The sequence below is a fragment of the Gemmatimonadota bacterium genome (genome assembly GCA_016719105.1).
Lineage (GTDB): Bacteria > Gemmatimonadota > Gemmatimonadetes > Gemmatimonadales > Gemmatimonadaceae > SCN-70-22.
Window position 1 is genome coordinate 90,045 of sequence record JADKAQ010000008.1, and the last position, 14,878, is coordinate 104,922.

General features: G+C 69.7%; 12 protein-coding genes. 5 read left to right on the top strand and 7 right to left on the bottom strand.

Going from position 1 to position 14,878, the window contains the following annotated elements; translation table 11 throughout:
* Positions 1–56: 56 nt before the first annotated feature.
* On the bottom strand, positions 57–1,544 hold the full coding sequence (locus IPN47_10950) for a serine hydrolase (protein MBK9408542.1): 1,488 nt from the start codon (positions 1,542–1,544) through the stop codon (positions 57–59).
* Between IPN47_10950 and IPN47_10955 the strand changes: the two genes are divergently transcribed.
* A complete protein-coding gene (locus IPN47_10955) occupies positions 1,465–2,649 on the top strand; it encodes an aldo/keto reductase (protein ID MBK9408543.1) in 1,185 nt (394 codons plus the stop codon). The two genes, IPN47_10950 and IPN47_10955, sit on opposite strands and share 80 nt — an antisense overlap.
* A gap of 85 nt (positions 2,650–2,734) precedes the next feature.
* Here IPN47_10955 and IPN47_10960 read toward each other — a convergent pair whose 3' ends face one another.
* Positions 2,735–4,030, bottom strand: a complete 1,296-nt coding sequence (locus tag IPN47_10960; GenBank protein MBK9408544.1) for a dicarboxylate/amino acid:cation symporter — start codon at positions 4,028–4,030, stop codon at positions 2,735–2,737.
* 441 nt (positions 4,031–4,471) lie between these two features.
* Here IPN47_10960 and IPN47_10965 point away from each other — a divergent pair, with 441 nt between their 5' ends.
* Positions 4,472–5,596 carry a ketoacyl-ACP synthase III gene (locus IPN47_10965; GenBank protein MBK9408545.1) on the top strand — a complete coding sequence of 375 codons (1,125 nt, stop codon included), beginning with the start codon at positions 4,472–4,474 and terminating at the stop codon, positions 5,594–5,596.
* Positions 5,597–5,737: 141 nt separating this feature from the next.
* Here IPN47_10965 and IPN47_10970 read toward each other — a convergent pair whose 3' ends face one another.
* Positions 5,738–6,913 (bottom strand): DUF1343 domain-containing protein, encoded by a 1,176-nt coding sequence (locus tag IPN47_10970; GenBank protein ID MBK9408546.1) that lies wholly within the window; start codon positions 6,911–6,913, stop codon positions 5,738–5,740.
* Positions 6,914–7,171: 258 nt separating this feature from the next.
* On the opposite strand from IPN47_10970, the gene IPN47_10975 reads away from it, so the two are divergent.
* Both IPN47_10975 and IPN47_10980 read left to right on the top strand, forming a co-directional pair.
* Entirely contained in the window at positions 7,172–7,423 is a 252-nt protein-coding gene (locus IPN47_10975) for a hypothetical protein (protein ID MBK9408547.1), read from the top strand.
* Entirely contained in the window at positions 7,420–8,673 is a 1,254-nt protein-coding gene (locus IPN47_10980; GenBank protein ID MBK9408548.1) for a patatin-like phospholipase family protein, read from the top strand. The genes IPN47_10975 and IPN47_10980 overlap by 4 nt, the downstream gene beginning before the upstream one ends.
* 46 nt (positions 8,674–8,719) lie before the next feature.
* On the opposite strand, the gene IPN47_10985 is transcribed toward IPN47_10980, so the two are convergent.
* The 4 genes from IPN47_10985 to IPN47_11000 form a co-directional block, all read right to left on the bottom strand.
* Positions 8,720–9,622 carry a sensor domain-containing diguanylate cyclase gene (locus tag IPN47_10985; protein ID MBK9408549.1) on the bottom strand — a complete coding sequence of 301 codons (903 nt, stop codon included), beginning with the start codon at positions 9,620–9,622 and terminating at the stop codon, positions 8,720–8,722.
* A 142-nt stretch (positions 9,623–9,764) separates the two neighbouring features.
* Positions 9,765–10,295, bottom strand: a complete 531-nt coding sequence (locus IPN47_10990; protein ID MBK9408550.1) for a cytochrome c — start codon at positions 10,293–10,295, stop codon at positions 9,765–9,767.
* A gap of 252 nt (positions 10,296–10,547) precedes the next feature.
* Positions 10,548–11,057, bottom strand: coding sequence for a hypothetical protein (locus IPN47_10995; GenBank protein MBK9408551.1), 510 nt, complete (start codon positions 11,055–11,057; stop codon positions 10,548–10,550).
* A gap of 42 nt (positions 11,058–11,099) precedes the next feature.
* Positions 11,100–12,515: a M20/M25/M40 family metallo-hydrolase gene (locus IPN47_11000; protein MBK9408552.1), complete on the bottom strand. Its 1,416-nt coding sequence runs from the start codon at positions 12,513–12,515 to the stop codon at positions 11,100–11,102.
* 312 nt (positions 12,516–12,827) lie between these two features.
* Here IPN47_11000 and tkt point away from each other — a divergent pair, with 312 nt between their 5' ends.
* The gene (gene tkt, locus IPN47_11005; protein ID MBK9408553.1) at positions 12,828–14,780 is read left to right on the top strand and encodes a transketolase; all 1,953 of its coding nucleotides are present in this window, start codon (positions 12,828–12,830) and stop codon (positions 14,778–14,780) included.
* Positions 14,781–14,878: the final 98 nt, after the last annotated feature.

A 14,878-nucleotide genomic window follows, 5' to 3' on the forward strand; every position in this document is an offset into this window, starting at 1 on the left:
AGCGCCGGGAATCGTGCCCGACGCTGGCCGCGTATCCGCCTCTGTCTCGCGCCAGGCTACGGTGTCGACGCCCCCTTGGGCGGCACCGCCTCCATCAGCAGCGCGAGCCCATCCTTGAGCGTCGCATCGCCGGTGCGCGCGCCGGCGTACTTCCCCAGTCGCACCACCACCATGTCGCGGTCGGGGATGATGATCGTGCTCTGCCCCCCCGCCCCGCGGAACGAGAAGGCATCCTTGGGAATGGGATCGCCACCGTCGCCGTTGACCCACATGAAGCCGCCGCCGTAGATCGGACGACCGTCGGCGACCCACGCGGGGGCCAGAGTCTTCACGTGATCGACGTAGCCCTCGGGGAGGAGTCGCTCGCCGTTCCACACGCCATCCTGCACGTACAGGTTCCCCAGGCGCACCCAGTCGCGCGCCGCCAGGAACTCGGCTCCCTGCGTGAGGTTGTTGCCGTACGGGTCGGTGAAGAGCGTGGCGTCGCGGATGCCGAGCTTGTCGAACAGGTTGCGCTGCGGCCAGGTGCGATAGTCCTCGCCGCGCTTCTCGACCGCGAGGCGAATGAGGTAGTTCGCGAGCACGGGATCGGTGTTGCGATAGCGCCCGACGGTGTTGGGCTTCCACTGCTGCGGACGCGTCGCCGCCCACTCGTAGGAATTGCCGGCGCCGGTGTAGTACCAGAGGTGGTCGGGATAGCCTAACGACTTGTCGTATCCGGGGTCCTGCGGCGCGCGAATGCGCAGCCCGCTCGACATCCGCATGATGTCCATGATGCGGATCTCCTGCCGCGGATCGCCCGGCTGCTGCCACTGCGGAATGGGCGCCGGCTGCTCGAGCGTGTACGCACCCATCTGGATGAGGCGGGCGATCTGCGTCCCGGTGAGGCTCTTCCCCATCGACCAGCTTTCCAGCGGCGTGTGGATCCCGATCCCGGGCCCATATCGCTCGGCGATGATGCGCCCCTTGTACGTGACGATGAACGCCTCGGTCATCGCCGAGTCGGGGCCGAAGCCCACCGCGAGCGCCTGCGCCACCTTGGCCGAGTCGACCTCGGCGGGCCAAGGGGCCGGGGTGATGAGGTCGCCCATGGGCCACGGCGTCGTCGCTGCATCGGGGAGTTGGGGGGTGACGACGACAGGGGTGAAGAAGACCGAGTCCTTCCCCGCGGGGAGCGGGATGCACCCCTGGCTCCCGAAACGCTTGGCGACAACCCACACCCCGCTGGGGAGCTTGAGGCGCACCGTCTGCGTGGCGCGGTCGATGACGGTGTCGGTCACGACCTTGCGGTCTTCCGGCGGGCCGGTGAACCAGCCCACGTTGGCCGCCGCATCGGCCGGCTCGAGTCCGGTGATGAAGACGCCGGCACAGAGCGTGGTGGCAAAGCCGGCGATGGAGTGCTCGAGGGCGTCGCCGGGCGGCGGGGTCCACTCACCCGGGAGGGCGAGCGAGTCGCCACGTGCGATGACGCCGGCCAGGCGATTGCTGCTGGCGGCGGCGGGCGGGGCGGGCTGCTCGCGATTGCAGCCGACCGCCGTGAGCACGGCGACCAGCGCCGCAAGGGTGGCGCGAGACGGATGGGCGTCGAGAGGCGCACGGCGGGAGGGTCGGAGGGGGAGGGCGAGCCGCGATCTGGCCATCGCCACGGGGGCGGGGCGCGGCGGGGGGGGGGGAGGGGGTGGATCAGTGGGTCCGGCGCTCGCCCCCCCGGGGGGGGGGGGGGGGGGGGGGGGGGGGGGGGAAGGCGTCCCGGTCCTCTCCGCCCCCCTTGCCCCCGGCGGCGCCGACCTCTCGCCCATCGTCGCCGGCGCCTGGCGCATGGCCGACTGGGGGCTCGACCGCGCTGGGCGACTGCGCTGGATCGAGCAGAGCCTCGACCTCGGCATCACCTCGTTCGATCACGCCGACATCTATGGCGACTATTCGGTCGAGGGGCTCTTCGGGGAGGCGCTGGCGCTGGCACCCGCGCTTCGCGAGCACATGCAGCTCGTGACCAAGTGCGGAATCAAGCTGCGCTCCGAACGTCGACCGTCGCACGGCCTCAAGTGCTATGACACGTCGCCCGCGCACGTGGTCGCCTCGGTGGAGCAGTCGTTGCGGTCGCTGCGCACCGATCGCATCGACCTCCTCCTGATCCACCGCCCGGACCTCCTGATGGACCCGGACGAGCTGGCGGCGACGTTTCGGCAGCTGCAATCTCAGGGAAAGGTGCGGCATTTTGGCGTGTCGAACCACACGCCGTCGCAGTTCGCCCTCCTGCACCACCGGTTCCCGCTGTCGACCAACCAGGTGGAGCTGTCGCCGCTGGCCCTCGACGTGCTCTCCAACGGCACGCTGGATCAGTGCCGCGACCTGGGGGTGCGCCCGATGATCTGGTCGCCGCTGGCCGGCGGGCGCCTGTTCACCGCCAGCGACGAGGCATCGCAGCGCGTTCGCCTCGCCCTCGAGGCGGTGGGAGCGGTGCACGGCGTCTCGCCGGCGACGGTCGCCTACGCCTGGATCCTGCGGCACCCCGCGCGCCCCGTCCCGATCACCGGCTCGGGACGCGTCGAGGCGCTGCGCGAAGCGGTCGCCGCGCTCGAGGTCACGCTCGCGCACGAGGAGTGGTATCGCATCTGGAGCGCCAGCGCCGGCCGCGAGGTCGCGTAGCGGGCCCTCACCGCCGGCCGTCACCGCCGGCCGACACCGGCTGCCTAACGATGCGGACCATCCGCACCCGGCATCGCCGCGCTCGTCAGGCCGCGCCCGCGGCGGGCACCGGTGGCGCCGCCGCGACCACGTCGTCGCGGCTCAGGCGCGCCACCAGCGCTGTCGCCGTCACGTCGCCGGTTACGTTGATCACGGTCGCGAACATGTCGGGGATGAGGTCGACCGCGATGAGCACTCCCACCCCTTCGGCGGGGAGACCGATCGCCGTCAGCAGCGGGGTCAGGAGGAGAAAGGCACCGCGTGGAACGCCGGGGGCCGCGAACGAGAGCAGGACGGCCGCGGCGGCGACGATCCCCAACTCACGTGCACCGATCTCGATGCCATACACGCGCGAGACGAACAGCACGCCGACGACCCACGCCACTCCCGCCGCCGGCTTGAAGACCGAGACGGCGAGCGGCAGGACGAAGCCGCTCACCCGCGCCGGGATCCCCATGGCATCGGCGCTCGACACCATCGCCGGGAGCGAGGCGATCGACGAGCTGCAACTGATCGCGATCATCTGTGTGGGCAGCACGGCGCGCGCAAAGCGCCCGATCCCGATCCCACCCAGCGAGGCCACGATCGGATACAGCAACGCCACGACGATCGCACTGCCGATCGCGAAGCTGGCGATGTAGTAGCCGACCGCCCCGACCAGCGCCCCCCCTCCCTGCACCGCGAGCGGGAGGACGAGCGCGAAGACCGCGATCGGGGCGAGCGTGATGATCCACCCCACCAACAGGAGCATCACCTCGCCTAACGCCTTGAAGAAGCGCACGAGCGGCTCTCGTGACTCGGGGGCGCTGCGCGCCGTGGCCAGCGCCAGCAGGAAGACGAAGACGATCAGCGACACCATGTTGCCGCTGGCGGCCGCTTCCACCGGGTTGGGGGGGATGAGCGTCGTGAACCACTCCACCACCCCGACCGGCGTCCCGCTCGAACGCACCTGCTGCGCCGCCTCCGCCGCCCCCGGCGGGAGGGGGATCCCGCCATCGGGCCACGGGAAGAGCGCCGTGACGAAGGGCATCGTCACCGCCGGCACGAGAGCGCCCATCGCCAGCAGCGACGCGAAGACGACGAGCGTGCGCCCGCCGAGGCGCCCCACCGTGCGCAGGTCGGCCACCGACGCCACCCCGGTGATCAGGAGGGAGACGACGAGCGGAATCACCGTCATGCGAATCGCATTCACCCAGAGCGTCCCGATCGGCTGGATGGCCGTCGCCAGCTGGGCCAGGCGCGCGTTGCCACTGGCCGCGATCAGCGCACCTAACGCCAACCCCACGACGAGCGCCACGAGCACCGCCACCCCGTCGCTCCCCCGGCGCGTCATCGGCGGCATCGGCGGCATCCGAGGGACCGCGCGACGGGGGCAGGACCGGTCGCGCCGGTGAGCGAAGAGTCGGGCATCAGGCGAGGACTGAGGGGATCGTGCGTGAAACGCGTGGGGAACGCGACGGGACGCAACGCGTCCACCGCGGTGCCGCGAAAAGGCCGCGGTTGTGGAACGAGCGCGCGCACGCCACACCGGTCCGCCGCGCGACGGAGCGGCAAGTTGTGCCGGAATGTGACAGCCCGCCCACGCGCTGGCCAGTCACGCGTGCCGGCAGGGGCCGGGTGGCCCCCAGGGCGATCGGGGGACACGTTGCGCACCGCGCGCGCGGGACGCAGCTTCACGCCTCGCGCGAGCGCCCATGGCGGCGCTCCGCCCGCACTCCCTAACGATCGCGTCCCGCCCCTCCCCCCTCGGTTCCCCGCGTCTTCGCCCCCCGCGAACGATCCCATGACCTACGCCGCCATTACCGGGTGGGGCAAGTGCATGCCCCCCGCGATCCTCTCCAACGACGACCTCTCCACCTTCCTCGAGACGTCGGACGAGTGGATCACCTCACGCACGGGGATGCGCGAGCGGCGCGTATCGCACGTCACGGCGATCGAGATGTCGGTCGTCGCCGCGTCGCAGGCGCTCGCCTGCGCCGGTCTCGACGCCGCCGACGTCGACCTGATCATCTACGGCGGCGTCTCCAACGACGAACTGGTCCCCAACAGCGCCTCCGGCGTGCAGGTCGCCCTCGGCGCCACCAAGGCGGCGTCGATGGACATCAACACCGCCTGCACCTCGTTCTGCTACGGCCTGGCCACCGCCACCGCGATGATCCGCACCGGGATGGTGCGCAACGCCATCGTCATCGGCGTGGAACTCATCAGCCGCTACATGGACTGGAGCAACCGCAACGTCGCCGTCCTCTTCGGTGACGGGGCCGCGGCGGTGGTGTTGCAGCCGACGGAAAACGAGGAAGGGCTCGTGGGGAACGTGATGGGCTGCGACGCCGAAGCCCGGGCCTCACTGCGCGTGCGTGGCTTCGGCTGCACCTACTCCGGGCTCGACATCAGCTTCGGCGACACCATCTGGGACTTCGACGGACAGGTGATCTTCAAGCGCGCCGTGCACAACATGGCCGAGGCCTCGGTGCGCGTCCTCAAGGAACGCGGCCTCACCGCCGAGGACGTCCAGATCGTCGTCCCGCACCAGGCCAACCTGCGCATCATCGAAGCGGTCGCGAAGTACGCCGGCGTCCCCATGAGCAAGGTGATGGTCACCGTGCAGAAGTACGGCAACATGAGCGCCGCCACCGTCCCGGTGGCACTCGTGGAAGCGCTCGAGGAAGGACGCATCACGCCCGGCTGCAACATCCTCATCCCGGCCTTCGGCGGCGGCCTCACCTACAGCGCGCAGTTGGTGAAGTGGGGCTCTCGTATTACCCCGATCGGACATTCCGCGCGCACCCTCCCGCCGTGCACGAAAACGGCGCTGGAGATGGTGAATGAGATCCGGACCCATCAGGATCCGCACGGCCGGTCCGCCGCGGGGCTCATGACACCGGTCTTCGCCGAAACGCGCCGCTGAGCACGACGCCACGCACTCGTCGGACGGACGTGAGCGTGGCGGTGGACACACGGCGCCAAGGGGCCGTGCTGCTGAAGATCGTTGGACTGAAAGTGCCCAAGGCGCGAGGCGGCGCGGCGTCCCAAGGCGCGTTCGCCGCCCTCAGCGGTACATGAGGTAGCGGGCGCTCAGCGCCCGAAACGCCGCGACCTCCGACGACCACGCGGCGACGATCTCACGGGGCGTCCTCCCCGCCTGCAGCATCTCCTTGAGGCGCGGCGTCGCCGTCAACCGGTCCAGGGCGGCGTCGTTCCACACGAGGCGATCGGCGTGCAGCGTGTGCACCACCCACAGGAGCGCGACTCCGGTGGCGTACGGTTCGAACACGTCGCGGTCGGTCACGTGCAGCCGGATGCCGCGCAGCGGCTCACCGGCGAGTTCGGGGGGACGGCCGTGATACGGCTGCTGCACCGGGGTGAAGTGCACCGCCTCGAACGTCACCCCCGGAAGCGCGAGTGCACGCAGCATCGTGACGGCTCGCTCGTGGTCGAGCCATGGCGCCCCCACCTGCTCGAACGGATGGTCGGTGCCACGCCCTTCACTCACGTTCACCGCCTCGAACAGGCACGTCCCCACGTACGCCAGCAGCGACGAGAGGGTGAGCAGGTTGGGCGACGGTTTGCGCCAGGCGAGCCCCGTCTCGTCGTACCACATGCCGCGGCTCCACCCGGTCATCGGGACGACGTCGAGCGTCACCGCGCCACCGCCGCGCAACATCCGCTCGCCGTTGTACAGCCTGGCCAACTCGCCCATCGTGAGGCCGTGGACGACCGGGACCGGGGCGTACGATCCAAAGCGAAAGCGCGCGGCGCGATCGGTGACGAACCCCTCCATCCTCGCACCGGTGATCGGATTGGGACGATCGAGCACGACGACCGCGATCCCCCGCTCGGCCGCCGCTTCCATGACGAAGCCGAGGATGTTGATGTGTTCGTAGAAGCGCGCCCCCACCTCCTGGATGTCGAAGACGATCACCTCGACGCCGGTCAACGATTCGGGGGTGGGGCGGTGATGCTCGCCGTAGAGGTTGTACTTGGGGAGTCCGGTCGCGCGATCGGTCGCCACCTCACCGTCGCGGGTCGCCGAGTAGTCGTTGGACCGGATGTCGTACTCCATCCCGAAGAGGACCTTGAGCGTGGCTCCCGGATAGCGGTGCAGCGCGTCAGCCAGGTGGGTCCCGTCGGCAAGCCGTGCGCTGTGATTGGCCACAAGGGCCAGCGTCTTTCCCCGGATGAGGTGCGCGTACTCGGTGAGCAAGCGATCGGCCCCGACGGCCACGGGTGCGACCACAGGCGCCATCAGGGGCGAGGGCGCGGTCAGCCTCGCTGTCGCAACGGCGGGGGCGACGGGCCGGGCCGGCAGGCCAACCACGGAGAACAGCACGAGAGCGGGCGTCACGAACACGCGAGGTGACTCCGAGGGGCGTGAGAGTGGTGCGACGTGCGTGCGGCGCACCACAACCGCTCGTCGACGACTTGAATGGGACGGGGCGGGGAGCGACGTTGGAGCGTGCGTTCGCCCCCCTCTCCGGCATCCATGACGATACGTCGCGCCGCCCTCCTCTGCTGCACCGTCGCCGTGGCGCTCACCGCGGTGTCGCCCAGTGAGCAGCAGGCTCCAGCGCCGCCATCGGCGCGCGATACCGCTCAGGAGCGCCTGTGGACTCCCGCTGTGCACGTTGACCGGACACTCGCCATGCGCCGGCCCTCGCACGACCTGCGCGTGAACAGCACGTTTTCGCACGGCGGCATCGACGCCTCCACCCTCGTCCGCACGAGGGCTGGGTGATTGGTCTCCGACGTCGTCTCCGCGATGGAACCGACCGGGTGCGCACCGAGTCCGCTGGGCACTCCCGAAATGCGTTAGGCGCGCGGCGCGCCCTGCTGGTCGCACTCGCCCCGCTGCTTGGCGCTTGCGCGGCGGTGCATCGCCCGGCAGCGACGGTTGCGTCGCTCGAGCGTGATGCCGTCGCGGCGCGCGCGGTCGAGGAAGCGACGACCGATTCCATCGTCGAACGCCTGGCGCGGCGCGCGGTGGCCCGGGGCGATCGCACCATCGACATCCTGTTGCTCTCCGGCGGGGGGCAGAACGGGGCGTACGGCGCCGGCTTCCTGCGCGGGTGGAAGTCGCGCTCCGATGCCCCGATGCCCACCTTCGACCTCGTGACCGGGGTCTCGACGGGGGCGTTGCAGGCGCCGTTCGTCTTCCTGGGGACCGACGCCGCGCTCGACACGCTGGCCGCGCTGTATCGCCGATCGGCGGAGACGATCGCCCCCACGATCGACTGGCTCTTCTGGCTCCGGCGCACCGGTGGCCTGGTGAAGACCGATCGGCTGCGGCGCACCATCGCGCAGGTCATGGACTCGACGATGCAGGGGGCGCTGCAGGCCGGCTTTCGCGAGGGGCGCCAGCTCGCCATCAGCACGACCGACTTCGACCTCGCTGTCGCGCGCACGTGGGATCTCGCGCAGGAACTGTCGCCCGGGGTGTCGGCGCTCCCACGCTTGCACCAACTCCTGGTCACCTCGTCGTCGCTCCCGGGCGTCCTGCCGTCGCAGGTCATCGACGGACGCGTGCATCTCGACGGCGGGATCACCGGCAACCTCCTCCCGATCCTCACGCGGCCCCAGGTCTCGCGACTGGCGGCGGCGGTGCGTTCGTTAGGCGTGCAGGAGCCGTTGACGGTGCGGCTCTGGGTGATCATGAACCTGTGGACGCAGGCACCGGTCGCCGTGATGAATCCCGCCAGCCGCCGGGCGATCAACGGCCGCACGCTCCTGCTCCTCTTCTGGGCGCAGCATCCGCTGCTCCTGCCGCGCCTGGCGGAGCTGGCCGATGGGGTCAGCGCCGCGACCGATGGCGTGCGGATGGAGATGCACTTCACCGCCATTCCGGCCGCCGTGGCCAACGATCCCGCCGCCTTCAAGTTGTTCGACCGCGACTTCATGCAGCGGCTGGAGCAGATGGGCTACGCGCGTGCGCGCAGCGCCACCCCCTGGGAGGCCGCCCTCCCGTCGCCGTACGTGCGTCCGCGCTGAGGCGCGGGCGGGCGCGATCTCCCCGGCCACAGCGTGACGCCGGCGGTCACCCGAGCCGCCGTTCCATCTCGTCGGGGAGGCGTGGGTAGTCGCCCGAGCGCGTGAGCACCCGCACGCTGATGAGGCCGCGGTCGGCGCGGTCGATCGTCGCCTCCAGCGACTCGTCGCCGGCGCGCACCGCCCACCCTAACGAGAAGGCGACCGGCGCGCTGCGGGCCGCGGCATGTTGCAGCCGGCGGGCGACCTCCTCGGTGCGCAGCGCCGACTCCCCCTGCAGCACCACGAGGAACTCGTCGCCCCCCATGCGCACCACCGGCTCCTCGGCCCGCACCTGCCGCATGAGGAACCGCGCCATGCGCGCGAGCACCAGGTCGCCCTCGAGGTGCCCGTGCGCGTCGTTGTAGACCTTGAAGTGATCGATGTCGAGGAAGATGCACCCCCACGTCCCGACGCCGAGTTCGTGCAGCTGTCGGGCGAGGTCGAGCAGGAAACGGCGGTTGTAGCAGCCGGTGAGGGCGTCGCGCGTGAGTTGCTCGCGCAGCTGGTCCTCGAGCTGCTTGCGCTCCGTGATGTCGACGAGGATCCCGTGATAGAAGCGTTCGCCGGTGGCCTCGTCGACCACGGTGTACGACGTATCGAGCACGGTGCGACGCTGGCCATCGGGACGCACCAACGTCCATTCGAAATCGCGCACCGTCCCCTCGCGCTCCAGCGCCGCGAGCCATGCGTCCCGTCGTGCGGGATCGGCATACAGGTCCGCCGCATGGAACTGCCCGAGTTCACCCACCGATCGCACGCCAAAGATCTGCAGGAACGCCGCATTGGCGTCGAGGATCTTCCCCGCCGGGTCGGAGATGTAGATCCCCTCCCCGAGGTTCTGGGCCAGCAGTCGCAGCGTCTCCACATCGTCGAGGCTGCGGAATCGAGTCGGCGCCCTGAGCGGAGTCATGCTGCATAGTACGTGACGTCGTGACGATCGCGCACGACTTTTTTTCGTACGGTGGCGCCCGCCTGCCGTCGCGCGCATACCCCGAAACGACACTGCCCCGCAACGCCGATCGGCGTCGCGGGGCAGTGCTGAGACGCGAAGCTTACTTGAGCTTCGCCGCCTTGACTTCATCCGGCGTCCAGGGCGTGGTGCGCGTGGTCGTCGCGGCACGAACCGCAGCGACCTGCTCAGCCGTCACGGCAGCGGCCGTGTTGCCCCACGTCGAACGCTCATACGTGAGGATCGCGGCGATCTGCGCGTCGGAGAGCGACGCCCACGGAGCCATCACGTTGTTGAACTTCTGCCCCTTGACCGTGATCTCGCCCTGCATGCCATGGAGCACGATCGCGATCGGGATCTCGGCGTCGCCGGTGAGCCACTCGGAGCCGGCGAGCGGCGGATACAGGTTCGGAAGCCCTTCGCCGTTCTCCTGGTGACAGGTCTGGCAGACGAGGTACTCCGCCTTGCCATCGAGACCCGCCGCCGCCGGAGCAGCGGCCGCCGCCTCGGGAGCCGCAGCGGCCGGAGCAGCCGCGGTGTCAGTGGTCGCCGCCTTCTCGCCGCCGCCGCCGCACGCGGTCAGGGCACCCAGCGCCAGCAGGAGCGCCGGAGTCGTCAGAACAGAACGTCGCATGGAACTCTCGTCTTCTTGGGGTTACGTGGTGGGAGCGCAAAAGATAAGGCACACCTGCCCGCGCATGAACTGGTCAACGCCGAGACGCAGAAAAAAGTGCGCAAACGTCGCCAACACGACCGCGGAGTCCAATCGCCCTCGGGCGAGGGACATTCTAGCGTGCCAGTCGTTCGATAGAAAGCCGGAGCCGGCGTCGTCGCCGTGCTCACGCCCGGGGAGCACCGCGACGCACTCGCGTCGACCCCGGACCCATCACCGCATGACGTGAAAGGCGCCTTTCAGATACTCCATGTTGACCGCGCGCTTCTCGAACTCGACCGAATCCACGCTCCCGTATCCGAACGGGTTGGACTGCGGCAGGCCAACGATGTACGCGCGCCCCGGCGCGCGAGCGATCAACTCGCCCTGAGGGGGCCCCTCCTCGGCCTCTAGCCTGGCCCACGCCAGCGAGTCGTAGACGTAGACCCCGAGGAGTATCTGCGGGACGATGGCGCGGTCGTGCGGGAGATACTCGAAGAGCCGAGCGTCACGAATGCCCTGTTGGGCGAGGCGAGCACGCCCCTCAGGATCGTCGACCATGCGCACGCGATCGTCCCACGATGGCGGCGACTCAAGGCGCCACGACAGCGCCTGCATCGAGACTCCAGGCGCTGTTTGAGCGGCTTGCGCCGCAGAATCGCCTGCCGCGCCTCGCTCGCGTTCCTGCGAGCATGCCGCCAGCATCGCCGCCGCCGTGCCGATCATCAGCCAAGTTCCACGCATTCCAGCCCTCCGTCATCCCTCGGGTGATACACCCCCACCCCGCTACATCCGTGTCGCGTCGCCCAGCAGCCCCTTCACCATACGATACCAGAACTCCCGCGTCTCGTTGAAATGCCGCACGCTCAACCGCTCGTCACGTCCGTGCGCCCGGTCGTCGTCGCCGTCATACAGCGGCCCCGAGACCCCGTACACCGGGACGTTCAGGTTGCGCAGGAAGAGCCCGTCGGTCGCGCCGTTCTCCATGACCGGGATCGAGACCGCGCGAGGCCAGATCTCGCGCGACGCCGACTCGACCACCCCCATCACGTCCGGACGAAGGGGTGAGGCCGGACTCGGCGTGCTGACGCCGACGGTCGAGAAGTGGACCGAGGTGTCGCCGACCACCCGCTCGAGCGTCGCCTGCACCTCCCGCTCGCTCACCCCCGGGAAGATCCGGCAGTTGACGGTCGCGGTCGCCCGTTGCGGGAGGGCGTTCTCGGCGTGACCGCCGGAGAGCATCGTCGCGACGCAGGTCGTGCGGAGGTTGCCGTTGATGCCGGGTTCGCGCGACATCCGGGCGACGGCAGGGCCGCTGCGGGCACCGCCGGCGAGGGCGCGGAGATCAGCCGCCACCTGTCCCTTCGCCAAGGTGGCCGATCGGGCGAACGAGACGCGAGTGACCTCGTTGTACATGACGGGAAAGTGGAAGGCCTCCACCTTCGCGAGCGCGCGCGCGAGCGCATAGATCGCGTTGTCGGCGCGCGGCAGCGAGGAGTGCCCGCCCCGATTGCTGACCTCCAGACGAAAGGTCTGGTACATCTTCTCCGACGACTGCACGAAGAAGCGTGGCGGCTCGTCCCCCTTCCCCGCGAGCATCCCCCCCGCGTCCGTGTTGAGTGCGTACTCCGCCGCCTTGAGGCGCGGCACGTTGGCCAGGAGCCATTGAATCCCCGCCTCCGCGGTCGTCTCCTCGTCGGTGGTCAGCACCGCAATCACGTCGCGCGAGGGGACGAAGCGCTCGCGCTTCCAGCGCAGCATGTTGGCGATGATGACGGCTGCACCGCCCTTGTTGTCTGTCGTCCCGCGCCCGTAGAAGTAGCCGTCCAGCTCGTGCAGCGTGAACGGATCCATCGACCAGTCGCTGGCCAGGGCCTCGACGACATCGATGTGCGCCAGCAGCAGCACCGGCTTGGCCTGGCGATCGCGCCCGCGCAGGGTGACGACCAGGTTCTGGTGGGCCGCATCGGGCCCCGCCAGCTGCACATCGCCCGCGTCGAATCCGGCGGCCATCAGCCGCGCCGCCATCGCCCGCGTCGCCGTGCTCATCGCCCCGCCACTGGGAGCGGTGTTGATCTCGATGAGTTCCTTCAGCACCGCGCGCGCCAGCGAGTCCTCGGTGGCACTGGAGGAGACCTGGGCCGACGCGCCAGTGCCAGCCAGGAGGGTGAACAGGGCGGTCGCTCGCAGGAAAGAACGCATTGCGGATCGTGCGTGGTGGTGGGACAGCGGACACGCGTGTCCGACAGAGTCCTGAAAACCTACCCCAACGAGTCGTGGACGGCACCAGATGGGCGGGAAGCGGCACACATTTCGCCACGCTAGCTTTCCCGTCGCACCACGCACGCAATCTGGGGGCGTGGGCGATACGGCTGTACCCCCGTCACGCGTTGTGGGCCCCGTCAGGCTCCCAAGGCGTTCCACTTCGTCTCGCCAGGAGAACCTCTCGTGTCCGCACCGGTCGACGCGTCGACGCTCGATGCGCTCTGCATCAATACGGTCCGCACGCTGTCCATGGACGCCGTGCAAAAGGCCGAGAGTGGCCACCCCGGCGCCCCGATGGGGCTCGCCCCCCTCGCGTACTCGCTCTTCACCAAGCACCTGCGGCACAACCCCGCCGACCCGGCGTGGCCCAACCGCGATCGCTTCGTGCTCTCCAACGGGCATGCGTCGATGCTGCTGTACTCGGTGTTGCACCTGTCCGGCTATGACCTGCCGCTCGAGGAGCTGAAGAACTTCCGGCAGTGGGGGAGCAAGACGCCGGGCCACCCCGAGCACGGGCACACCCCGGGGGTGGAGACGACGACCGGGCCGCTGGGGCAGGGGCTGGCGATGGCGGTGGGGATGGCCGCGGCCGAAGCCCACCTGGCCGCGACCTTCAACCGCGACGGACACGCGATCGTCGACCACTTCACGTACTTCATCGCAGGCGACGGCTGCCTGATGGAGGGGATTTCGCACGAGGCCGCGTCGTTCGCCGGGCACTTCAAGCTCGGGAAGATCATCGGCTTCTACGACGACAACGGGATCTCGATCGACGGCAAGACGGAGATCACCTACAGCGACGATGCCGCCAAGCGCTTCGAGGCCTACGGCTGGCAGGTGCTCCGCGTCGATGACGTCAACGACCTCGCGGCGATCGATGCCGCGGTGGCCGAGGCCAAGTCCGACCTCTCGCGTCCCACGCTCGTCATCACCAAGACACACATCGGCTACGGTTCGCCCAACCGGCAGGACACGGCCAAGGCGCACGGCGAGCCGTTAGGCGCCGCCGAGCTGGCGCTCACCAAGCAGGCGCTGGGCTGGACGGAAACCGAGCCGTTCGCCATTCCGGCCGAGGCGCTGGCGCACTGGCGCAGCGTGCAGGGGCGCGGGGCCGAGGCCAACGATGCCTGGCGCAAGTCGCTGATTGCCTACGCCAAGGCACATCCCGAAGCCGCCAAGGAGTTCGGGCGCCGCATGCAGGGCGACCTCCCCGCCGGGTGGCAGCAGGCGCTGCCGGTCTTCACGCCGGAGAACGGGAACCTCGCCAGCCGCAATGCATCGGGTATCGTCCTCAACGCGCTCGGCGCGAAGATCCCCGAGCTCGTCGGCGGGTCGGCCGACCTCAGCGGCTCCAACATCACCGTCCTCAAGGACACGCCGCGCTTTGCCGCCGAGAGCTACGCCGGGCGCAACGTCCACTTCGGCGTGCGCGAGTTCGGGATGGGGGCGATCATGAACGGGATGACGCTGCACGGCGGTGTCATTCCGTACGGCGGCACCTTCCTGGTCTTCGCCGACTACATGCGCCCCGCCATCCGCCTGGCGGCGCTGATGCGGCAGCAGGTGATCTACGTCTTCACGCACGACTCGATCGGCCTGGGCGAGGATGGCCCCACGCACCAGCCGGTGGAGCACCTCACGTCGCTGCGCTGCATCCCCAACGTCACCGTGATTCGCCCGGCCGACGCCGCCGAGACGGCCGAGGCGTGGCGTTCCGCCCTGCTGCACAAGAACGGGCCGGTGGCGCTCATCCTCACCCGCCAGAAGCTCCCGCTGATCGATCGCGCGAAGTACGGCGCCGTCGCCTCGGCGGCGCGTGGCGGCTACATCCTCGCCGACGCCTCGCCCGAAACGCCCGACGTGGTGCTGATTGCCTCGGGGTCGGAGGTGGAGATCGCGATGAAGGCGCAGGAGGCGTTGGTGGCCGATGGGATCAAGGCACGCGTGGTGAGCATGCCGAGCCAGGAGCTCTTCCTGGCGCAGACCCCCGAGTACCAGGACGCCGTGCTTCCGCCAGGCGCAAAGCGCGTCGCCGTGGAGGCCGCACACTCGATGTCGTGGCAGCGCTTCGTCGGGCGTGACGGTGCGGTCGTCGGGATCGACACGTTCGGCGCGAGCGCGCCGTACCAGAAGCTCTACGCCGCGTACGGGATCACGGCCGAGCACGTGGTGGCGGAGGCCAAGCGCGTGATCGGTCGATAGCGAGTCGTCGTTGCCGGAGCGTTCAAGGTCAAAAGCAGGACACGGAGGTTCACGGGGGTAACACGGGGGTTCACGGAGGCAACTGGCGTATCGCTGCC

Excerpts from the sequence above, each read along its gene's own strand:
- IPN47_10955 (MBK9408543.1), top strand. The coding sequence starts at position 1,465 with ATGACGCCGGCCAGGCGATTGCTGCTGGCGGCGGCGGGCGGGGCGGGC.
- IPN47_10960 (MBK9408544.1), bottom strand. The coding sequence starts at position 4,030 with ATGCCGCCGATGACGCGCCGGGGGAGCGACGGGGTGGCGGTGCTCGTG.
- IPN47_10965 (MBK9408545.1), top strand. The coding sequence starts at position 4,472 with ATGACCTACGCCGCCATTACCGGGTGGGGCAAGTGCATGCCCCCCGCG.
- IPN47_10975 (MBK9408547.1), top strand. The coding sequence starts at position 7,172 with ATGACGATACGTCGCGCCGCCCTCCTCTGCTGCACCGTCGCCGTGGCG.
- IPN47_10985 (MBK9408549.1), bottom strand. The coding sequence starts at position 9,622 with ATGACTCCGCTCAGGGCGCCGACTCGATTCCGCAGCCTCGACGATGTG.
- IPN47_10990 (MBK9408550.1), bottom strand. The coding sequence starts at position 10,295 with ATGCGACGTTCTGTTCTGACGACTCCGGCGCTCCTGCTGGCGCTGGGT.
- IPN47_10995 (MBK9408551.1), bottom strand. The coding sequence starts at position 11,057 with ATGCGTGGAACTTGGCTGATGATCGGCACGGCGGCGGCGATGCTGGCG.
- IPN47_11000 (MBK9408552.1), bottom strand. The coding sequence starts at position 12,515 with ATGCGTTCTTTCCTGCGAGCGACCGCCCTGTTCACCCTCCTGGCTGGC.
- tkt (MBK9408553.1), top strand. The coding sequence starts at position 12,828 with ATGGACGCCGTGCAAAAGGCCGAGAGTGGCCACCCCGGCGCCCCGATG.